This window comes from Lysinibacillus sp. UBA6686 (assembly GCF_002455205.1).
Classification (GTDB): Bacteria; Bacillota; Bacilli; order Bacillales_A; family Planococcaceae; genus Lysinibacillus; species Lysinibacillus pakistanensis.
In genome coordinates this window covers 15,332-32,487 of the sequence record NZ_DKJS01000051.1, presented here as the reverse complement: position 1 = coordinate 32,487, position 17,156 = coordinate 15,332, and the positions used below count along the sequence as shown (strand labels likewise).

General features: G+C 37.0%; 15 protein-coding genes. 13 read left to right on the top strand and 2 right to left on the bottom strand.

Features of this window, described 5'->3' with window-relative positions; all coding sequences use genetic code 11:
• Positions 1-133: 133 nt before the first annotated feature.
• The 5 genes from B2R82_RS13305 to B2R82_RS13285 all read left to right on the top strand — a co-directional run bounded on the left by B2R82_RS13305 (position 134) and on the right by B2R82_RS13285 (position 4,670).
• Positions 134-1,411: an AAA family ATPase gene (locus B2R82_RS13305; RefSeq protein ID WP_286925323.1), complete on the top strand. Its 1,278-nt coding sequence runs from the start codon at positions 134-136 to the stop codon at positions 1,409-1,411.
• The gene (locus B2R82_RS13300) at positions 1,408-1,983 is read left to right on the top strand and encodes an RloB family protein (RefSeq protein WP_286925322.1); all 576 of its coding nucleotides are present in this window, start codon (positions 1,408-1,410) and stop codon (positions 1,981-1,983) included. The genes B2R82_RS13305 and B2R82_RS13300 overlap by 4 nt, the downstream gene beginning before the upstream one ends.
• A 179-nt stretch (positions 1,984-2,162) precedes the next feature.
• Positions 2,163-2,933 carry an ABC transporter ATP-binding protein gene (locus B2R82_RS13295; RefSeq protein WP_286925321.1) on the top strand — a complete coding sequence of 257 codons (771 nt, stop codon included), beginning with the start codon at positions 2,163-2,165 and terminating at the stop codon, positions 2,931-2,933.
• A gap of 15 nt (positions 2,934-2,948) precedes the next feature.
• Positions 2,949-3,902: an ABC transporter substrate-binding protein gene (locus B2R82_RS13290; RefSeq protein ID WP_286925320.1), complete on the top strand. Its 954-nt coding sequence runs from the start codon at positions 2,949-2,951 to the stop codon at positions 3,900-3,902.
• 12 nt (positions 3,903-3,914) lie between these two features.
• The gene (locus B2R82_RS13285) at positions 3,915-4,670 is read left to right on the top strand and encodes an ABC transporter permease (protein WP_286925319.1); all 756 of its coding nucleotides are present in this window, start codon (positions 3,915-3,917) and stop codon (positions 4,668-4,670) included.
• A 72-nt stretch (positions 4,671-4,742) separates the two neighbouring features.
• Here the strand turns inward: B2R82_RS13285 and B2R82_RS13280 are convergent, their stop codons facing one another.
• Positions 4,743-5,171, bottom strand: a complete 429-nt coding sequence (locus tag B2R82_RS13280) for a winged helix-turn-helix transcriptional regulator (protein ID WP_286925318.1) — start codon at positions 5,169-5,171, stop codon at positions 4,743-4,745.
• A 126-nt stretch (positions 5,172-5,297) separates the two neighbouring features.
• Here B2R82_RS13280 and B2R82_RS13275 point away from each other — a divergent pair, with 126 nt between their 5' ends.
• The 5 genes from B2R82_RS13275 to ssuE all read left to right on the top strand — a co-directional run bounded on the left by B2R82_RS13275 (position 5,298) and on the right by ssuE (position 11,571).
• Positions 5,298-5,816, top strand: a complete 519-nt coding sequence (locus B2R82_RS13275) for a DUF4242 domain-containing protein (RefSeq protein WP_286925317.1) — start codon at positions 5,298-5,300, stop codon at positions 5,814-5,816.
• 44 nt (positions 5,817-5,860) lie between these two features.
• A complete protein-coding gene (locus tag B2R82_RS13270; RefSeq protein WP_286925316.1) occupies positions 5,861-6,919 on the top strand; it encodes an acyl-CoA dehydrogenase family protein in 1,059 nt (352 codons plus the stop codon).
• 152 nt (positions 6,920-7,071) lie between these two features.
• A complete protein-coding gene (locus B2R82_RS13265) occupies positions 7,072-9,153 on the top strand; it encodes a catalase (RefSeq protein ID WP_286925315.1) in 2,082 nt (693 codons plus the stop codon).
• A 272-nt stretch (positions 9,154-9,425) separates the two neighbouring features.
• Entirely contained in the window at positions 9,426-10,763 is a 1,338-nt protein-coding gene (gene lpdA / locus B2R82_RS13260; RefSeq protein WP_286925314.1) for a dihydrolipoyl dehydrogenase, read from the top strand.
• Positions 10,764-11,037: 274 nt separating this feature from the next.
• Complete coding sequence (gene ssuE, locus B2R82_RS13255) at positions 11,038-11,571, top strand: NADPH-dependent FMN reductase (RefSeq protein WP_286925313.1); 534 nt, start codon at positions 11,038-11,040, stop codon at positions 11,569-11,571.
• Between the two features lie 63 nt (positions 11,572-11,634).
• On the opposite strand, the gene B2R82_RS13250 is transcribed toward ssuE, so the two are convergent.
• Positions 11,635-11,787: a hypothetical protein gene (locus tag B2R82_RS13250; RefSeq protein ID WP_283870940.1), complete on the bottom strand. Its 153-nt coding sequence runs from the start codon at positions 11,785-11,787 to the stop codon at positions 11,635-11,637.
• 208 nt (positions 11,788-11,995) lie between these two features.
• Between B2R82_RS13250 and B2R82_RS13245 the strand changes: the two genes are divergently transcribed.
• The 3 genes from B2R82_RS13245 to B2R82_RS13235 all read left to right on the top strand — a co-directional run bounded on the left by B2R82_RS13245 (position 11,996) and on the right by B2R82_RS13235 (position 16,961).
• The gene (locus B2R82_RS13245; protein ID WP_286925312.1) at positions 11,996-13,384 is read left to right on the top strand and encodes an aldehyde dehydrogenase; all 1,389 of its coding nucleotides are present in this window, start codon (positions 11,996-11,998) and stop codon (positions 13,382-13,384) included.
• A 327-nt stretch (positions 13,385-13,711) separates the two neighbouring features.
• Positions 13,712-15,178: a UDP-N-acetylmuramoyl-L-alanyl-D-glutamate--2,6-diaminopimelate ligase gene (locus B2R82_RS13240; RefSeq protein WP_286925311.1), complete on the top strand. Its 1,467-nt coding sequence runs from the start codon at positions 13,712-13,714 to the stop codon at positions 15,176-15,178.
• Between the two features lie 205 nt (positions 15,179-15,383).
• Positions 15,384-16,961 (top strand): peptide chain release factor 3, encoded by a 1,578-nt coding sequence (locus B2R82_RS13235; RefSeq protein WP_286925310.1) that lies wholly within the window; start codon positions 15,384-15,386, stop codon positions 16,959-16,961.
• Positions 16,962-17,156 lie beyond the last annotated feature (195 nt).

The following is a 17,156-nucleotide window of genomic DNA, read 5'->3' as shown; positions in this document are numbered from 1 at the left end:
CCAAACGCAATTACGCCAAGGCGAAATCGATTCTGCAATTAATGAGTATTATTCTGAGTAATATGTCTTTTTTCACGTCTATAGTATAATAATCTTTTAAAGGAATGTTGTGGAATTGAACGGGGGCTTACACATGCTTGTAGATTTTAGAGTGAAAAATTGTTTAAGTTATAAAGATGAAACACTATTTTCAATGGTAGCGGGAAGCCGCATTCGAAAATTAAAGGACTCACATACTATTCAGCTGGACGCCTTTCGACTTGTAAAAAGTGCCTTTATTTTCGGACCAAATGGCAGTGGAAAATCAAATTTGTTTACAGCTATTAAAGTGTTGCGTACATTATTGTTTAATTTTGAAAACCTTAATAATGTTAAACAACTTCGCTTGCCCTACCAACCATTTAAGCTTGGGGGACAGCAAGAGCAGCCAACTGAATTTATGATTTCATTATTATTAGATGGGATTCTATATGATTATGAGGTACAGTATAATGCTACACAGGTGCTTTATGAGAGTCTCACGAAGACAACGAAGTCCACGAAGGAGCAGCTCTTTAGTAGACAGTGGGATGGGACAGAATATTCATATGAAACGGCTCAAGTCACTGCTCTTGAATTGACAAAATATACTAGGAATAATACCGCTTTTTTGTCTGTCTTAAATGTATTTAATGATCCGGATGCGACAAAAATATTTGATTGGTTTTTACATAAAATTCTGTTCTTAGATGAGGCAAATCGGTTATCAAGTCACCCTCTTATTCGTAAACTTGAAGAGGAGCCATTTAAGAGAGAGGTAATTAAGTTACTAAAAATTGCTGATTTTTCTATTCAGGATGTAACAGCTAGACGGGTTGAACGTAGAGAGAAAAATACTATAGGCTATGAATTTGACTCACCCGAAGTTATCCAAGAGGTTGATATTGATTTGCACTATTTATCGTTTGATGAAGCAGGTGCGCCAATTGGAACAGAGACAATTAATTGGACGATGGATTCTAAGGGAACTGTTCGAATGCTACATTTAGCGTGTGTTATGGTCGATGCATACAATAAAGGAAAGACTATTTTTATCGATGAATTTGATACAGCCTTTCATGTATCCATTTGCGAATTTTTAATGGCTATCATGAACAGCAAGAGAAATGTCTGCAATCAATTTGTTGTCACTAGCCATGAAATTGATTTACTAGACCAGCCACTCCGTTCTGATCAAATTTGGTTTGTCAATAAAAGCTTTAAAAATGAGTCAGAACTATACTCCTTATTTGATTTTGCGGATTTGCAGAAGAAGCGTGGAGATATTTCCTATGCAAAGCGTTATTTAAAAGGGGAGTTTGGTGCGACACCAGTTATTAATGAATATTTATCAGATCAATATTTAGGTGAAGTGGAGGTATCTGAGCAGTGAGAGTACGTCAACAAGGAAATCGAACACTGCGTAAAACCATTTTAATTTATTGTGAAGGTGAAACAGAGCGCATTTATTTTGAGCAAATGCGTATTTTAAAGCGCTCTAAGATGGTAAGTGTCAAAATAAAAAATGTTAAGCGTTCAGCAATTAAGCTAGCTCAGCATGCCTATCGAGATTCTAGCTATCAATATTTTGATGAGGTGTGGATTGTATTTGATAAGGATGATTTAACGGAAAGGCAATTAGAGGAAGTTAATGCCTTTTGTGAGGAGAAAAACATTCACATCGCTTATACAAATGAAGCATTTGAACTATGGCTACTCTTGCATTTTGAGGAGGTCGATATTTCAGAAAAGTATCCTCGTGCTGTATTAAATGACAAAATGGAGCAGCACCTAGGTGTCTCTCGCTATTTTCGTCATAAGGCGGACGAGTCAGTTATTGCACCCATCGCATTGCGTCATGAGATTGCGATAAAAAATTGCACAGATATGATGGCATTTCGGGAAACACAAAGTCGTGACAATCCATATTGCAATATACATGAAATGATAAAATACATATTTTAAAGTAGAAAGGCAGATTTTCTTCAAAATCTGCTTTTTATTGTTCTCAAGTAGTAAATTATCTGAATACAATTTTTTTTTCATAAAATTAGGTTGTAATTTTGGACTAAGTATAATAAAATAACTTAAAACATATTAAACCTAGTAAAATTATAAGAATAAAACGAGGTGACAAGATTCAAATGACAGCACCGTTAATTTCCATCCAGCAGGTAAGTAAAAAATTTATCGAACAAGAAGTACTTAATCAAATTTCATTGGATATTCAAAAGGGTGAAATAATCGCCATTTTAGGTAAAAGTGGTTGTGGTAAAAGTACACTTTTAAATTTAGTTGGAGGCTTTGAACAACCAACAACAGGACAAGTCTTGCTAGATAATCATATCGTAACTAAGGCAAGTAAACGTTGCATTATGCTGATGCAAAATTATGGGTTACTTCCTTGGCGATCTGTCCAAAAAAATGTGGAATTGGCTTTAGAAGGGGAGGAATTGTCCAAGATAGAGCGTCAGCAGCGTGCCCAACACTATCTCAAGCTTGTAGGTTTAGAAGATCGTCTTTCGGCATTACCGAGTGAATTATCAGGAGGAATGCAGCAGCGTGTAGCAATTGCTCGTGCACTGGCGATACACCCTGAAGTGATTTTGATGGATGAACCATTTGCAGCGCTTGACACATTTACTCGTTATTATTTGCAGGATGAGCTTCTTGCCATTCAAAAGGAGGAGCGAACAACGATTTTATTGGTAACACATGATATTGATGAAGCAATTTATTTGGCAGATCGAATATTTATCATGAGTCCCAACCCTGGGCGTATACACCGTGAATTACATATACGAAGTACCAAGCCTAGAGATCGGGCAGATTCGGAATTCCAACATTTCCGAGAAGTTATTTTTAATGAATTCCATTTTACACAAACGCAGGACACGATTGAATACAACATTTAATACGGAGGAAAATTGATGAAGAAATATTTATCGTTGTTTTTGATATTGACTTTATTACTGATTTTATCAGCTTGTGGAAAAAGTGAAGAGAATAGCAGTTCAAACACTGTAGATGATAAAAAAATCATTAAAATTGGCTACCTGCCTATTACTCATGCGGCACCATTATATATGCAAACAGACAAAGAATACGAGGGCTATGCTATTGAATTGGTGAAATTTGGGTCTTGGCCAGAGCTAATGGATGCATTAAATACAGGAAAAATAGATGGAGCATCCGTGCTAATTCAGCTTGCAATGAAGGCAAAAGAACAAGGAATCGATTTAAAGGCTGTGGCACTAGGTCATCGCGACGGTAATGTAGTTGTAGTAGCACCAAATGTACAAAAGGTTGAAGATTTAAAGGGGAAAAGCTTTGCTATCCCAAATAAGTACTCCACACATAATATTTTATTGTATCGAATGCTTCAGGACGCGGGGATAAATTATCAGGATGTGGATGTTGTGGAGCTTCCTCCAGCGGAAATGCCAGCTGCTTTAGCGGAAGGACGAATTGCAGGATATGTGGTTGCAGAGCCATTTGGTGCGATTTCTGTATCACTTGAAAAAGGAAAGGTATTATTCCAGTCTGAAGATATCTGGCCAAACTCTATTGACTGTGGATTAGTATTACGAAATGCATTTATTGAGAAACACAAAGATATTGCTAACCAATTTGTAAAGGATTATGCGGCTGCAGGTGAACTGATGAATGCCAATGATGACCATGCTCATGAGGTAGTGGCGAAGTATATAAAAGTAGATAAAGAAGTGTTAGATTTATCGTTGAATTGGATCTCTTATAATAATTTAAAAATTGAAAAAGATGCCTATAAGATTTTAAGAGATTCACTAATAGAAATGGGCTTATCTGAAAATCCACCGACATATGATGAATTTGTAGATTCTTCATTAATTGAAGAAAAGTAGGGTGATAGTTGAATGAAAAAAATAGGACCTATTTTACTTGGATTAATACTACTACTTTGTATCTGGCAACTAGTTACAGTAATTGGGGGACATGATGCCGCTTTATTTCCTCCGCCATTAGATGTTTTGACAGCTTTATATGAAATCATCAAGGATGGCACTATTTTTGAGCATATACAAATTAGTCTATTTCGATTTTTTAGTGGTTATTTTTTAGCAGTGCTAGTAGCAGTTATTTTGGGACTTTTCCTAGGTAGGTGGACGAAGGTTTGGTCTATTTTAGATCCAATTGTGCAAGTACTACGCCCTGTTTCACCAATTGCATGGTCACCATTTATTGTCTTGTGGTTTGGCATTGGGAATATGCCAGCTATTGTAATTATTTTTATTGCTGCGTTTTTTCCTGTACTACTATCTACCGTGTCAGCAGTGAAAAAAGTGGATAATGTTTATCTACGAGTTGCAGCAAATTTTGAAATGTCTCAGTTCCATTTATTAAAAAAAATAGTTTTTCCAGCTGCCTTTCCAATGATTGCAAATGGCTTGCACATGGCTTTAGGTAGTGCATGGATATTTCTTGTGGCGGGTGAAATGGTAGGTGCACAATCTGGTCTTGGATTTTTAATAGTGGATGCACGAAATTCACTTAGTTTGGATTTAGTCATGGCAGCTATTATTGTGATTGGTCTACTAGGCTTACTTTTAGACAAAGCCATCCGCTATTTTGAAAATTGGGTGACAAAAATCTGGGGAGGACAGGGAGCATAGGATAGCTGCTAGAATTCTGCCGAGGTATGGCAGAATTCATGGCTATGTAGGGGCTAAAAGTGATTCAATTAGCTATTTTGCAATGGGTCGTATTTGAATGGTATCAATACGTTCACCCGTATTTTTTGCATAATAGCCAATCTCTACACGTTCTCCTGTCTTCGCATCAACAATTTCCTTGTAACACTGGTCTAAATGTTCACTACCCCATAAAATCATGGCGTTAAATATTGGCTCCAATGCCTTACCTGCATTTGTTAGTGAATAGGCATAGCGAGGTGGATGTGCTGAGTAAAGGGTTGATGCTACTAATCCAGCCTCCTCCAATGATTTTAAGCGTGCAGATAAGAGATTCGCTGAAAGCCCTGGCAAATTTAATTTAATATCATTAAAATTTGATTGCCCAATTAGAAGCTCGTGCAAAATGAGTAAAGTCCAGCGATCACCGATAATATTTAAAGTTTGTGCAATATTGCATGGTAAGTCATAACGTGTTTTCATTCAATTTCCCTCCATGCAGTAGTGTAGCACAAAATATAATTTTTAGTAAATTCAGTTGTTTTTATTAAGTAAGTATAATAAAATAACTCACATAACGAAAAAACTAACTATTCGGAGGTATTTACTATGAGTTTATATTTGGTAGAATCAACAGTAAATGAAATTACAAACAAAGAACAATTTTCAGCATTAGTGGAGCGCATTAGTCACTCACAAGATGTAACAGTGATTGAGGTGCAGGTAGCTAAAGATTTCAGCCGCGCTTACTTCATTGTAGAAGCTAATGAAGAAGCACAAGCAACTGCGGCATTAACAGCTCAGCATGTACAAGCTGATTTAGTGAAGGAAGTACGTCTTGTCGGTAAAGAGCTTGAAGATGTAAAGAAAAATCAAGAAGTAGTGAATTACTTAGTGGAGTGGGAAATTCCTGCGGAGATTACAATGGATCAATACTTAGCACGAAAAAAGAAAAATTCAGTTCACTACGAAGAAGTACCAGAAGTACATTTTTCACGTACTTATGTTTGTGAGGATATGTCGAAATGCTTATGCTTCTATGATGCACCAGATGAAGCGGCAGTAAAACGAGCTCGGGAGGCTGTACAAACACCAATTACATCGTTAACAGAATTAGCAGATAAGTAAAAGTAAGAAAATAGCAGAATAAGTGAAGGATAGGAGTGGAAGTCATGGCAGAAGAGGCGGTAGTTTTACAGGCTTTAATCGATGAAAAATTAAAACCGTTGGTAAAAAAGATTGATGAGGAAGCTTATTATGCAGAGGAATATTTATTTGCCCTTGGAAAAGCAGGTTTTTTCCAATCAACACATAAGGATGAACAAAGTACACTTCTAGATGAGCTAACAATTGTACAAGAAACGGCAAAGGTCTGTATGACAACTGCATTCTGCCTATGGTGCCACCTTGCTGCATTAACATATATTCGTAAAACGAGCAATTTTGAATTACGTGCAGCAGTATTACCTTTACTTGAAGGTGGAGAGCTGCTTGGAGCCACAGGTTTATCGAATCCTATGAAGTTTTATGCAGGTCTAGAAAAGCTTCATTTATCAGCTGAACGTGTTGATGGTGGCTATGTTTTAAACGGTGTGTTACCTGCCGTTTCCAACTTGGCTGATAATCATTGGTTTGGAGCCATTGCCTGTTATGAAGGAAAAGAAGTAATGCTATTCGTCAATACAAATAATTCAGCAATCACCCTGAAAGAAAAAGTTCATTTCTTAGGGGTAAATGGTAGTGCCACTTATAGCTGTAAATTTGATCAAGTCTTTGTAGCTGATGAATATGTAATAGCACATGATGCAAGTTTATTTGTTGATACGATTCGACCAACATTTGTCTTGTATCAAATACCACTAGGCTTTGGTGTGATGGAGGCATGCATTGAAGGAATTGAAAAAGTGAAAGCAAAGCAGAATGGCTGTAATGAATATTTACAGGTTCAGGCGGATGAACTTGCAAAAGAGCTTCAGCAATTACAAGAAATTTTACAATCAAACGTGCTAGCAGGTGGAATGGATTTATATGAAATTTGTCAGCTTCGCTTACAGACAGTCTATACCACATTGGCGGCAGTACAAGCAAATATGCTGCATAATGGATCTGCTGGTTATATCGTGGGTAGTACACCTTCACGCAAGCTTCGAGAGGCCTATTTCTTCGCTAATTTAACACCAACAGTCAGACAGCTTGAGAAAATGACAAAAGTTTTAAAGATCGCAGACTAACAATGGGAAACCTTGAGAGGCATATGGCCAATCAAGGTTTTCTTGCATTTGATAAGAAAGGCCCGTGCTTTGTCATTCTTTGTGGAATGCAATTGAAAGCATGTTTATTCCAGCCAGACATATAGTGTATATTGAGAATTATGAGTATGGAAATGAAAGGGGATTGTGTGGATAAATCTAAGTCGAATCAACGCAAAGATTTGGAGGAGAATGCAAAGGATCAGCAGCTAGAGCAATTTCGTGTCGATAATAAAGGAACAAAGATGACAACAAATCAGGGACTTAAAGTTTCGAATGATGAGGATTCGTTGAAAGCTGGGGTACGTGGCCCAACAATAATGGAGGATTTTCATCTTAGAGAAAAAATAACCCATTTTGATCATGAACGTATCCCTGAGCGTGTTGTTCATGCGAGAGGCTATGCTGCTCACGGTGAATTTGAATTGTACGAGTCGATGAAAGAATATACGAGAGCTAACTTTTTACAGGATACTAGCAAGAAAACGCCTGTGTTTGTTAGGTTCTCCACGGTCGTTGGAAGTCTAGGCTCGATGGATACAGCTCGCGATGTGCGTGGGTTTGCCACAAAGTTTTACACAGATGAGGGCAATTATGATTTAGTTGGAAATAATATACCTGTCTTTTTTATTCAGGATGCCATTAAGTTTCCAGATTTAATTCACGCAGTAAAACCAGAGCCGCATAATGAAATGCCACAAGCTGCCTCCGCCCACGATACATTCTGGGATTTTGTAGCGAATAATCAAGAAATCGCACATATGATTATGTGGCATATGTCAGATCGAACAATACCTAGAAGCTTTCGTATGATGGAGGGCTTCGGTGTTCATACATTCCGTTTCGTCAATGAAAAAGGGAAATCAAGATTTGTGAAGTTTCATTGGAAGCCTGTGCTAGGTGTTCATTCATTGGTTTGGGATGAGGCACAAATTATCGGTGGGAAGGATTCAGATTTTCAACGACGTGATTTATGGGAGGCAATTGAAATTGGTGATTACCCTGAATTTGAGCTAGGTGTGCAGATGCTTGAGCCAGAGGATGAATTTAAATTTGATTTTGATATTTTAGATGCAACTAAGCTTTGGCCTGAAGAAATAGTGCCTGTGAAAAAAATTGGCAAAATGACCTTGAATCGTAATGTGGATAATGTTTTTGCTGAAACAGAACAGGTCGCCTTCCATCCAGGAAATGTAGTACCAGGTATAGACTTTACCAATGATCCACTTTTACAGGGGCGTCTATTTTCTTATTTAGATACACAGCTTATTCGCCTAGGTGGACCTAACTTTGTAGAAATACCGATTAATCGACCAGTTTGCCCAATTCACAACAATCAACGTAATGGCTTTAGTCGACAAACCATCAATTTAGGAAGGGTCAGTTATCATAAAAACTCTTTGGCAAATAATACTCCCTCAACATCTACTGCAAAGGAGGGTGGCTATGTCCACTATGAGGAAAAGGTGGAAGGACGTATTACGCGAGCGAGAAGTAAATCCTTTAATGATCACTTTTCACAGGCAAGGTTATTCTGGAATAGTATGTCGCCTCCTGAAAAGCAGCATATTATAGAAGCCTTTAGCTTTGAAGTAGGAAAAGTAAAAAGTAAATCTGTACGTCAGCAGGTCGTCGATATGTTTGTTCGAGTGGATAAAGCGATGGCAACGACAATAGCGGATAATGTTGGTGTCAATCGACCAACCGGTGAACAAATCAATGTTTCAGCATCTTCCCCAGCACTGAGCCAAGCAAATACGATAAAAGTACCTCAAACACTAAAGGTTGGAGTACTAATTGGTGATGGTTTTGATGCTAATGAGGTGGGAGAAGTGCTGAAGTATTTAACGAGACAAGGCGTGCGATATAGTATTATTTCAGATAGGCTAGGGGTAGTGACTAGTAGTAATGGTGTACAATTAACCGCAAGTGAAACATTTATTACAACCGATGCAGTATTATTTGATTCATTGTACGTTGTAGGTGTAAAGGCAAATAATCAGGCAAGGTTCAATACACATATTGTTAACTACATGAACGAATCATATAGACATTATAAGCCAATTGGTATTGCTACAACGGGAACTACATTTTTTAATATGTCTAATGCAAATGTAGGACCAGGGATTGTGCTGGCAACAGGTAATAAAGATTTTGCTAAAAAATATGTAGATGCCATTGCCCAGCAACGTTTTTGGCAGCGCAATATTTATTAACCTATCGAGACTAATCTACAAGAACAGATTTATTCAATTCATGAACGAAAAGTCGAGTAAACCATATTTGCATGTTTCTTTTTTCGATTATTTCCTAATAGGTCTCTCATGTTCAAGCCAGGAGATGAGGGACTTTTTTTACTACTACTTTTCCTATTCCTCACTCTTTGATCGCCAGTAAAAATTCGTCTATCCTTACAGTTCCAACTGCGAATGAAATGCCGTTGCATTCAAATTTTGTAAGTGATATGGTGGTACATGAGGTGAAATTTATGGAAAAATTTGATATTGCAATTATTGGCGCAGGTCCTGGTGGCTATGTGGCAGCTATTTATGCAGCTAAAAGTGGCAAGAAAGTTGCTTTAGTGGAACGTCATAAAGTAGGAGGGGCCTGTTACAATGTTGGATGTATCCCTTCAAAAATTTTGCTGGAGCATAGTAAGCTTGTGCAGGAAATAAAACGTGGTAATGACTGGGGAATTGAAACATCTGAGGTAAATGTGAATTTTCCACGGTTAATGCAGCGAAAGGACTCCTTGATTGAAGAACTTTTAGCAAATATTGAGGGTTATATTTTAAGCAATCATATTACATTTTATCGCGGTGAAGCTTCAGTTGCTAAGGATATGACCGTAACTGTCGGAAACGCAATCTTTACTGCGACGGATATTATTTTAGCGACAGGAAGCAAACCATTTGTACCACCATTCAAAGGTCTAGAGTCAGCTAATTACTATACAACAGATACTTTTTTTAGTATTGATGAGCTACCAAAACAGTTAACTATTATTGGTGGAGGTGTTATTGCAGTAGAAATGGCATTTAGCTTAGCCCCACTTGGAACAAAGGTAACAATGCTGAATCATAGTGAGGATATTTTACAGACAGAAGAGCCAGACGCAAGACCTTTAATTCGACAAAAAATGAAAAAGCTTGGTATTGAGCTTGTCACGAATTTCCAATTTAACCATTTTAAAAACAATGAAATTCATACATCTAAAGGAATTTATACATATGAAAATCTTTTATTTGCGACAGGTCGACGTCCAAATACAGAAATAGCTCAGCAATTGGAACTAGCATTTGATGGTCGTTTAATTGCTGTTAATGAGCACCTAGAAACAAGTCAGCCACATATTTACGCAATAGGTGATTTAGTTGGTGGCTATCAGCTAGCTCATTCAGCTAGTGCAGAGGGTATTCATGTAATCGACCATATTTTAGGGAATAAACCGTTATTAATGGACCAAGATGCTATTCCTCGTTGTGTTTATACACATCCTGAAATCGCGACATTTGGTTTATTAGAAAATCAAGTGAAGGTGCCATGTACGGTTATAAAAATACCTGTTCACTCCAATTCTAAGGCACTAATGGAGGGAAATACAGAGGGCTTTGTGAAGCTAATTGCTACAAAAAAAGAAGGACATATTTTAGGTGCATGTGTAGTCGCTGATGGGGCAACAGAAATACTAAACTCAATTTTGGCAACGAAAAATGCTGGTGGTACTGCACATACGCTTGCAAAAATGATTTTCCCGCATCCAACCGTATCTGAGCATATTGGTGATGCAGCAAAAGGTATTTTTGATAAAGCTATCCATCAATAACTTATAAAATCTACATTCATTAAAAATAATGAATGTAGATTTTTTTGCTAAAAAAGCCTATTGACTTTGTAGGTTTTTGTGATAAATTAAATTTATAGGATTACTAGGTATTTTAATTTAAGTTGACTAGACATCTAGAGGCTTCTAATACAAAGTGAATTTTCATTTTGTAAATATAGAGGCTTTTTTATTATTTTTGAGTCATTTTCCATTCGATATAGAGGAAAAGTTTAGTCAACATGTTAGGAGATTATTATTAAGGGGAGTGGTCAGGATGACAAAAGCAGTGATTATTAATGGAAGTAATTCAAAAAGTTCTCGTTTAACGGCAATTCATGATAAAGTAGAGAACTATTTTAAAGCACAGGGGATAGCTGTCCATAATAATTTTATATACGAATTACCTGCAGAGGATTTGATAACAGCCAATTTTACAAGTAAGGCTATTATTTCTGAAAATAAGCAAATAGAAGAGGCGGACATCATTGTAGTTTTGACACCGATATATAAAGCTTCATATACAGGTATTTTAAAAACGTATATTGATTTGTTACCACAAAAGGCATTGCGTGGAAAGCTTATCTTGCCGATTGCTGTGGGCGGCTCTATTGGTCATTTACTTGCATTAGAATATGCATTAAAACCCATTTTATCAGTTTTAGGGGCGACAACTATCGCACATTCTGTATATATTTTGGATCAACAAATTATTCGACTTGAAAATGGAGGCTTTGCAATTGAAGAAGAAGCCATTCAGCGACTAGATATAGAGTTAAAGCAAATTCAGCAATTAGTGATAGTTAATTAAAGAAAATGTATGAAGTACGAAAAATAGCGCATTATAGGAAATAAATCCTATAATGCGCCATTTTTAATTTACTTCAGACTCATCATCTTTCTCTGTCGGTGTTGTAGAGAGATATAAGAAAGCCTCATCTTGCAATAGCAATATTTTTTCTTCACAAATACCGTGTGCTAATGGTCCTGAAAAAATTGACTCCCACCATGTTCCTGTTGTTGTCATTCATCTACGCCCCCGTTTCAATTTTCAAATATGTAGTTGTATATTTCCAAAAATCAAAAAAGTAAAACATCCTCACACATCAAATCATTAACACCACCTTTTTAGAAAGAGGAATTTTTGTCTTCAATGTTGTATCGTATAGACAATGATAGTTTGTTTCGAAATGAAAAAACTATGTATACCATTTTAAAAAAAGGGGTGCGTTAAGGTGAATTTTACGACACAAGATGTGGAAAATATGATTACAGAGCAACGTCAATTTTATTTTTCAAGAGCAACGAAAAGTGCTAAATTTCGAAAAGAACAATTAATTAAACTAAAGAAATCGATTTTAAAATACGAAAAAGAAATTTTAAATGCGCTATATTTAGATTTGCGAAAAAGTGAATTTGAGGCATATGCAACGGAAATTGGTATTGTGTTAGATAGTATTTCATATATGGTGAAGCATGTGGAAGAATGGATGGAGCCAGAAGCTGTAAAAACACCCATCCAATATCAGATGGGAAAAAGCTTTATTGTGCGAGAACCTTATGGAGTAACCCTAATTATTGGTCCATTTAATTATCCATTCCAGCTTGTTATGGAGCCATTAGTAGGAGCTATTGTTGGAGGGAATACAGCAATAATAAAACCATCAGAAACATCTGTGCATACGGCGGCAATTGTAAAGAAAATAATTGAAGAAACATTCCATCCCTTTTATGTTCGTGTTGTGGAGGGGGAAAAAGAGGAAGTAACTGCCTTAATTCATGCCTCATTTGATTATATTTTTTTTACAGGTAGTGTGGCAGTAGGTAAAGTGGTTGCCAAGGCAGCAGCGGAAAGATTAACACCAATTGCCTTAGAGCTTGGGGGAAAAAGCCCTGCGATTGTCGATCAAACAGCTAATTTAGAAGTGGCGGCTAAAAGAATTGTTTGGGGGAAATTTACAAATACTGGACAAACATGTGTGGCGCCAGATTATCTGCTAGTCCATAAAGATATCTATGATCAATTTGTGAAAGTATTAAAGGATACCATTCGTTCTTTTTATGGGAAAAATGCATTGAAAAGTCCCGATTACGGTCGTATCGTAAGTTTAAGACAATTTGACCGCCTTCAGAAAATTTTAAAGGAGGAACGAGATGCTATAACATTTGGGGGAAGAACAGATCGTGATGATCTATATATTGAGCCTACCATTATCGAATACGTGAAGTGGTCAAATCCCTCCATGCAGGATGAACTATTTGGTCCCATCCTACCTGTCATGATGTATGATGATTTACCACTGGTCATTCATCAAATTCGCCAATTACCAAAGCCTTTAGCCGCCTATTTTTTCTCGGAGCATGACAAGGCTATCCAGTATTTCTTAGAGGAACTGCCATTTGGTGGCGGTTGCATTAATGATACAATTACACATGTTGGAAATTTACATCTCCCATTTGGTGGTGTTGGGCCGTCAGGAGTAAAGGCTTATCATGGCAAGGCTAGCTTTGAAAATTTTACACATGCGAAATCTATTCTAAAAAAATCTTCAAAACTGGAAACGAACGTGCTCTTCCCTCCTTATAAACAAAAAGTTAAGATTGTCCGAACAATTATGAAATAGCAGATGGAGGTGTCAGACTATAAAATCTAGACACCTCTCTGCTTTATTTGCTCAATCCTCCAATGACCATATTTTTCTTGTTGATTTGAATTATTGTTGTCGATAATTGGCGATTCTTAATAAGAAAGGCCAATTTCGACGGATTATTAACTTTATATTAAAATGATAGCGTTTTCATTTAGAAAACGACTCATGAGACATTTTATTTATCGAGAAATAAGTAGTAAAATAAATTCAATAGAATGTGGGGGAATTCATCTTGTCATTTTTTGTCGAAAAAACAAAGGATGATAAAATGAGTGTTGAGATTGATTGGAGGACTATGAAATGTATGCAGAGGAATTGTTAAGTGCATTACCTTTGAAAAAAATAATTGGAGTGTTGCCAGACCAGGTCTGTGATATTGTGGTGGATTCTCGAAGTGTACAACCGAATAGCATGTTTGTTTGTATAAAGGGCTACACAGTGGATGGTCATGACTATGCACAAAAAGCAGTTGAGGGTGGCGCGACAATAATAGTGACTGAACGTGAATTACCATTAGGAGAAGCAATAGCACAGGTCATTGTGAAAGATACTGATAGAGCTGTTGGCTTACTTGCTGCTAAATTCTTTGATTATCCCTCAAAGGATATAACGATGATTGGAGTAACAGGAACAAATGGCAAAACATCAGTTACAGGGATTATTCAGAATATTATGCACGGTATGGGCGAAAAGTCTGCACTAACTGGAACAATTGGCTTTAATTTAAATGGTATTTTATATGAATCTGCTAATACGACAAGTGATGCTTTATCGACACAGCAAATGATTTTCCGAGCCAAAATGGAAGGCTGTCGTCTTATGACAATGGAGGTTTCTTCCCATGGTTTAGCATTAGGGCGTTTGGCTGGCGTTGATTATGATGTAGCTATTTTTACAAATCTTACACATGATCATCTTGATTTCCATGGTACGATGGAGGAATATGGCCATGCAAAAGGTTTACTATTCTCTCAACTTGGACAAGATTTAGAAAAAAATAAATTTGTGGTGTTAAATGCTGATGATGAATGGTCAGAGCGCTATGCTGCAATGACACCCTTCCCAGTGTGGACATATGGACTCATAAATGAAACAGCTGATTTCCGAGCTATTAATTGCGAGTATCATGATTACATGACTTCCTTTGATGTCGAAATGCCGGAAGGGATATTCCGTGTAAAAATGAATTTATTAGGTGAATTTAATATTTACAATGTACTTGCTGCAATGGTTGCTTTTTATGGTCGAGGTTACTCTATGGAAACGATTATTGAGCAGATCGAGCAATTGCCGCCAGTAAAAGGACGTATGGAGAAAGTTTGCTCAGATTTACCAGTGCAAATTTTTGTAGACTATGCACATACTCCAGATGCAATTGAAAAGGCGATTGCAGCAGCACAGCCGTATAAAAAAGGGAAGCTTATTTTCCTTGTAGGTACAGGTGGTAACCGTGATAAATCGAAGCGCCCGGCAATGGCGGAAAAGGCATCAGCAGCGGATTATGTGATTTTGACGACAGATGATCCACGCTACGAAGACTACAATAGCATAACAGGTGACCTTGCCAAAGGGATGCTTCATGAAAATTATGCTTGTATTGGAGATCGTGCAGAGGCTGTCCGTCATGCAATTGAAATTGCTGAACCAGGAGATATGATTATTTTTGCTGGTAAAGGTCATGAGGATTACCAGATTATTGAGAATACAAAATATCCACATAGCGATGCAGAGATTGCTATTGAAGCGGGTCGATTAAAATTCGTATAATGGATACCCCATTATTGGTGTTTGTTTGAGATTATCAAAACGATAATCTACCAATTTCAATATTTTAGGCATACTGATGAATGTTAAAGGAACCCTTTTAGTAGTCACTAAGGGGTTTTCTTTTTCGGGAATTCATGTAAAAAGCTTGTACGAAAGGCAAGTCTTCTTTTATTATTAGTAAGTATGAAAAAAGGAGAATGACGAGATGAATTCAAATTTAGAAAAAGATATAGTATCGCGTCGGACATTCGCCATTATCAGTCACCCTGATGCTGGGAAAACGACGATAACAGAAAAGCTTTTACTATTCGGTGGTGCGATTCGTGATGCTGGTACAGTAAAAGGGAAAAAAACAGGTAAGTTTGCAACATCTGACTGGATGGAAATTGAAAAGCAGCGTGGGATTTCTGTAACTTCCTCCGTGATGCAATTTGATTATAATGGCTCTCGTGTCAATATTTTAGATACTCCAGGTCACCAAGATTTCTCAGAGGATACGTATCGTACCTTAATGGCTGTAGACAGTGCTGTTATGGTTGTCGATGCTGCCAAAGGGATTGAAGCACAAACTTTAAAGCTTTTTAAAGTTTGTAAAATGCGTGGTATTCCGATTTTTACTTTTATCAATAAACTGGACCGTCAAGGGAAAGAGCCACTCGAGCTAATTGAAGAGCTTGAGGAGGTACTGGGCATTCACGCTTACCCAATGAACTGGCCAATTGGTATGGGTAAAGAGTTTCTGGGTATTTATGATCGTTATAATAAACGTATCGAGCAATTCCGTACTGATGAAGAAGAACGTTTTTTACCTATTGATGAAAATGGAGAACTTGCAGTTGAGCATCCTATGAAGGTGACTTCTTATTATTCGCAAGCAATGGATGATATTATGCTGCTTGACGAAGCGGGGAATGCTTATTCTGAGGAAAAGATTCGTCGTGGTGAATTAACGCCAGTTTTCTTTGGCTCTGCATTAACGAACTTTGGTGTTCAAACATTCCTTGAAACCTATTTACAATTTGCACCAACACCTCAGCCTAGAATTACTGAAGATGAACAGTTTATTGATCCTGTTGAATATGAGGAATTTTCAGGCTTTATTTTTAAGATTCAAGCTAATATGAATCCTGCCCATCGCGATCGTATTGCTTTTGTTCGTATTGTATCTGGAAAATTTGAACGAGGTATGAATATGACACTATCTCGTACAGGTAAATCGTTCAAGGTGACACAATCTACACAATTCCTTGCAGATGATCGTGAAACAGTAGATGAAGCTGTAGCTGGCGATATTATCGGTTTATACGATACTGGAACATATCAAATTGGGGACACTGTTGTAGGTGGAAAGAAAACATTCCAATTTGAAAAGTTACCACAATTTACTCCTGAGTTATTTGTGCGTGTAACAGCGAAAAACGTCATGAAATCAAAGCAATTCCATAAAGGGATTTTGCAATTAGTTCAAGAAGGCGCTATTCAATACTATAAAACATTGCATACCGAAGAAGTCATTTTAGGGGCTGTTGGTCAGTTGCAATTTGAGGTTTTTGAACATCGCATGAAAAACGAATACAATGTTGAAGTGAAGATGGAGCCAATTGGTTCAAAAATAGCACGATGGATTGAAAATGAAGAGGATGTAAAGGAATCTATGTCTTCAGGGCGTTCTATGCTTGTAAAAGATCGCTTTGATAATTTTGTTTTCCTCTTTGAAAATGAGTTTGCTATGCGTTGGTTTGCTGATAAAAACGAAAACATTAAACTATATAGTCTCTTATAAATAACTAACACGAATCGACAATTTTGCGATTCGTGTTTTTTTACAAGGAAAATTAGAGCAATGTGTAGAATATATACAGTATTAGGAAATGTAGTGTATCACTAAAAGTCGAGCGACATGTTTTTAAGCGAAAATTAACCATCCTTTGTAACTTCTAGCCTTTACTAAGAATCGGCAAAAATGGATTTAGATTTT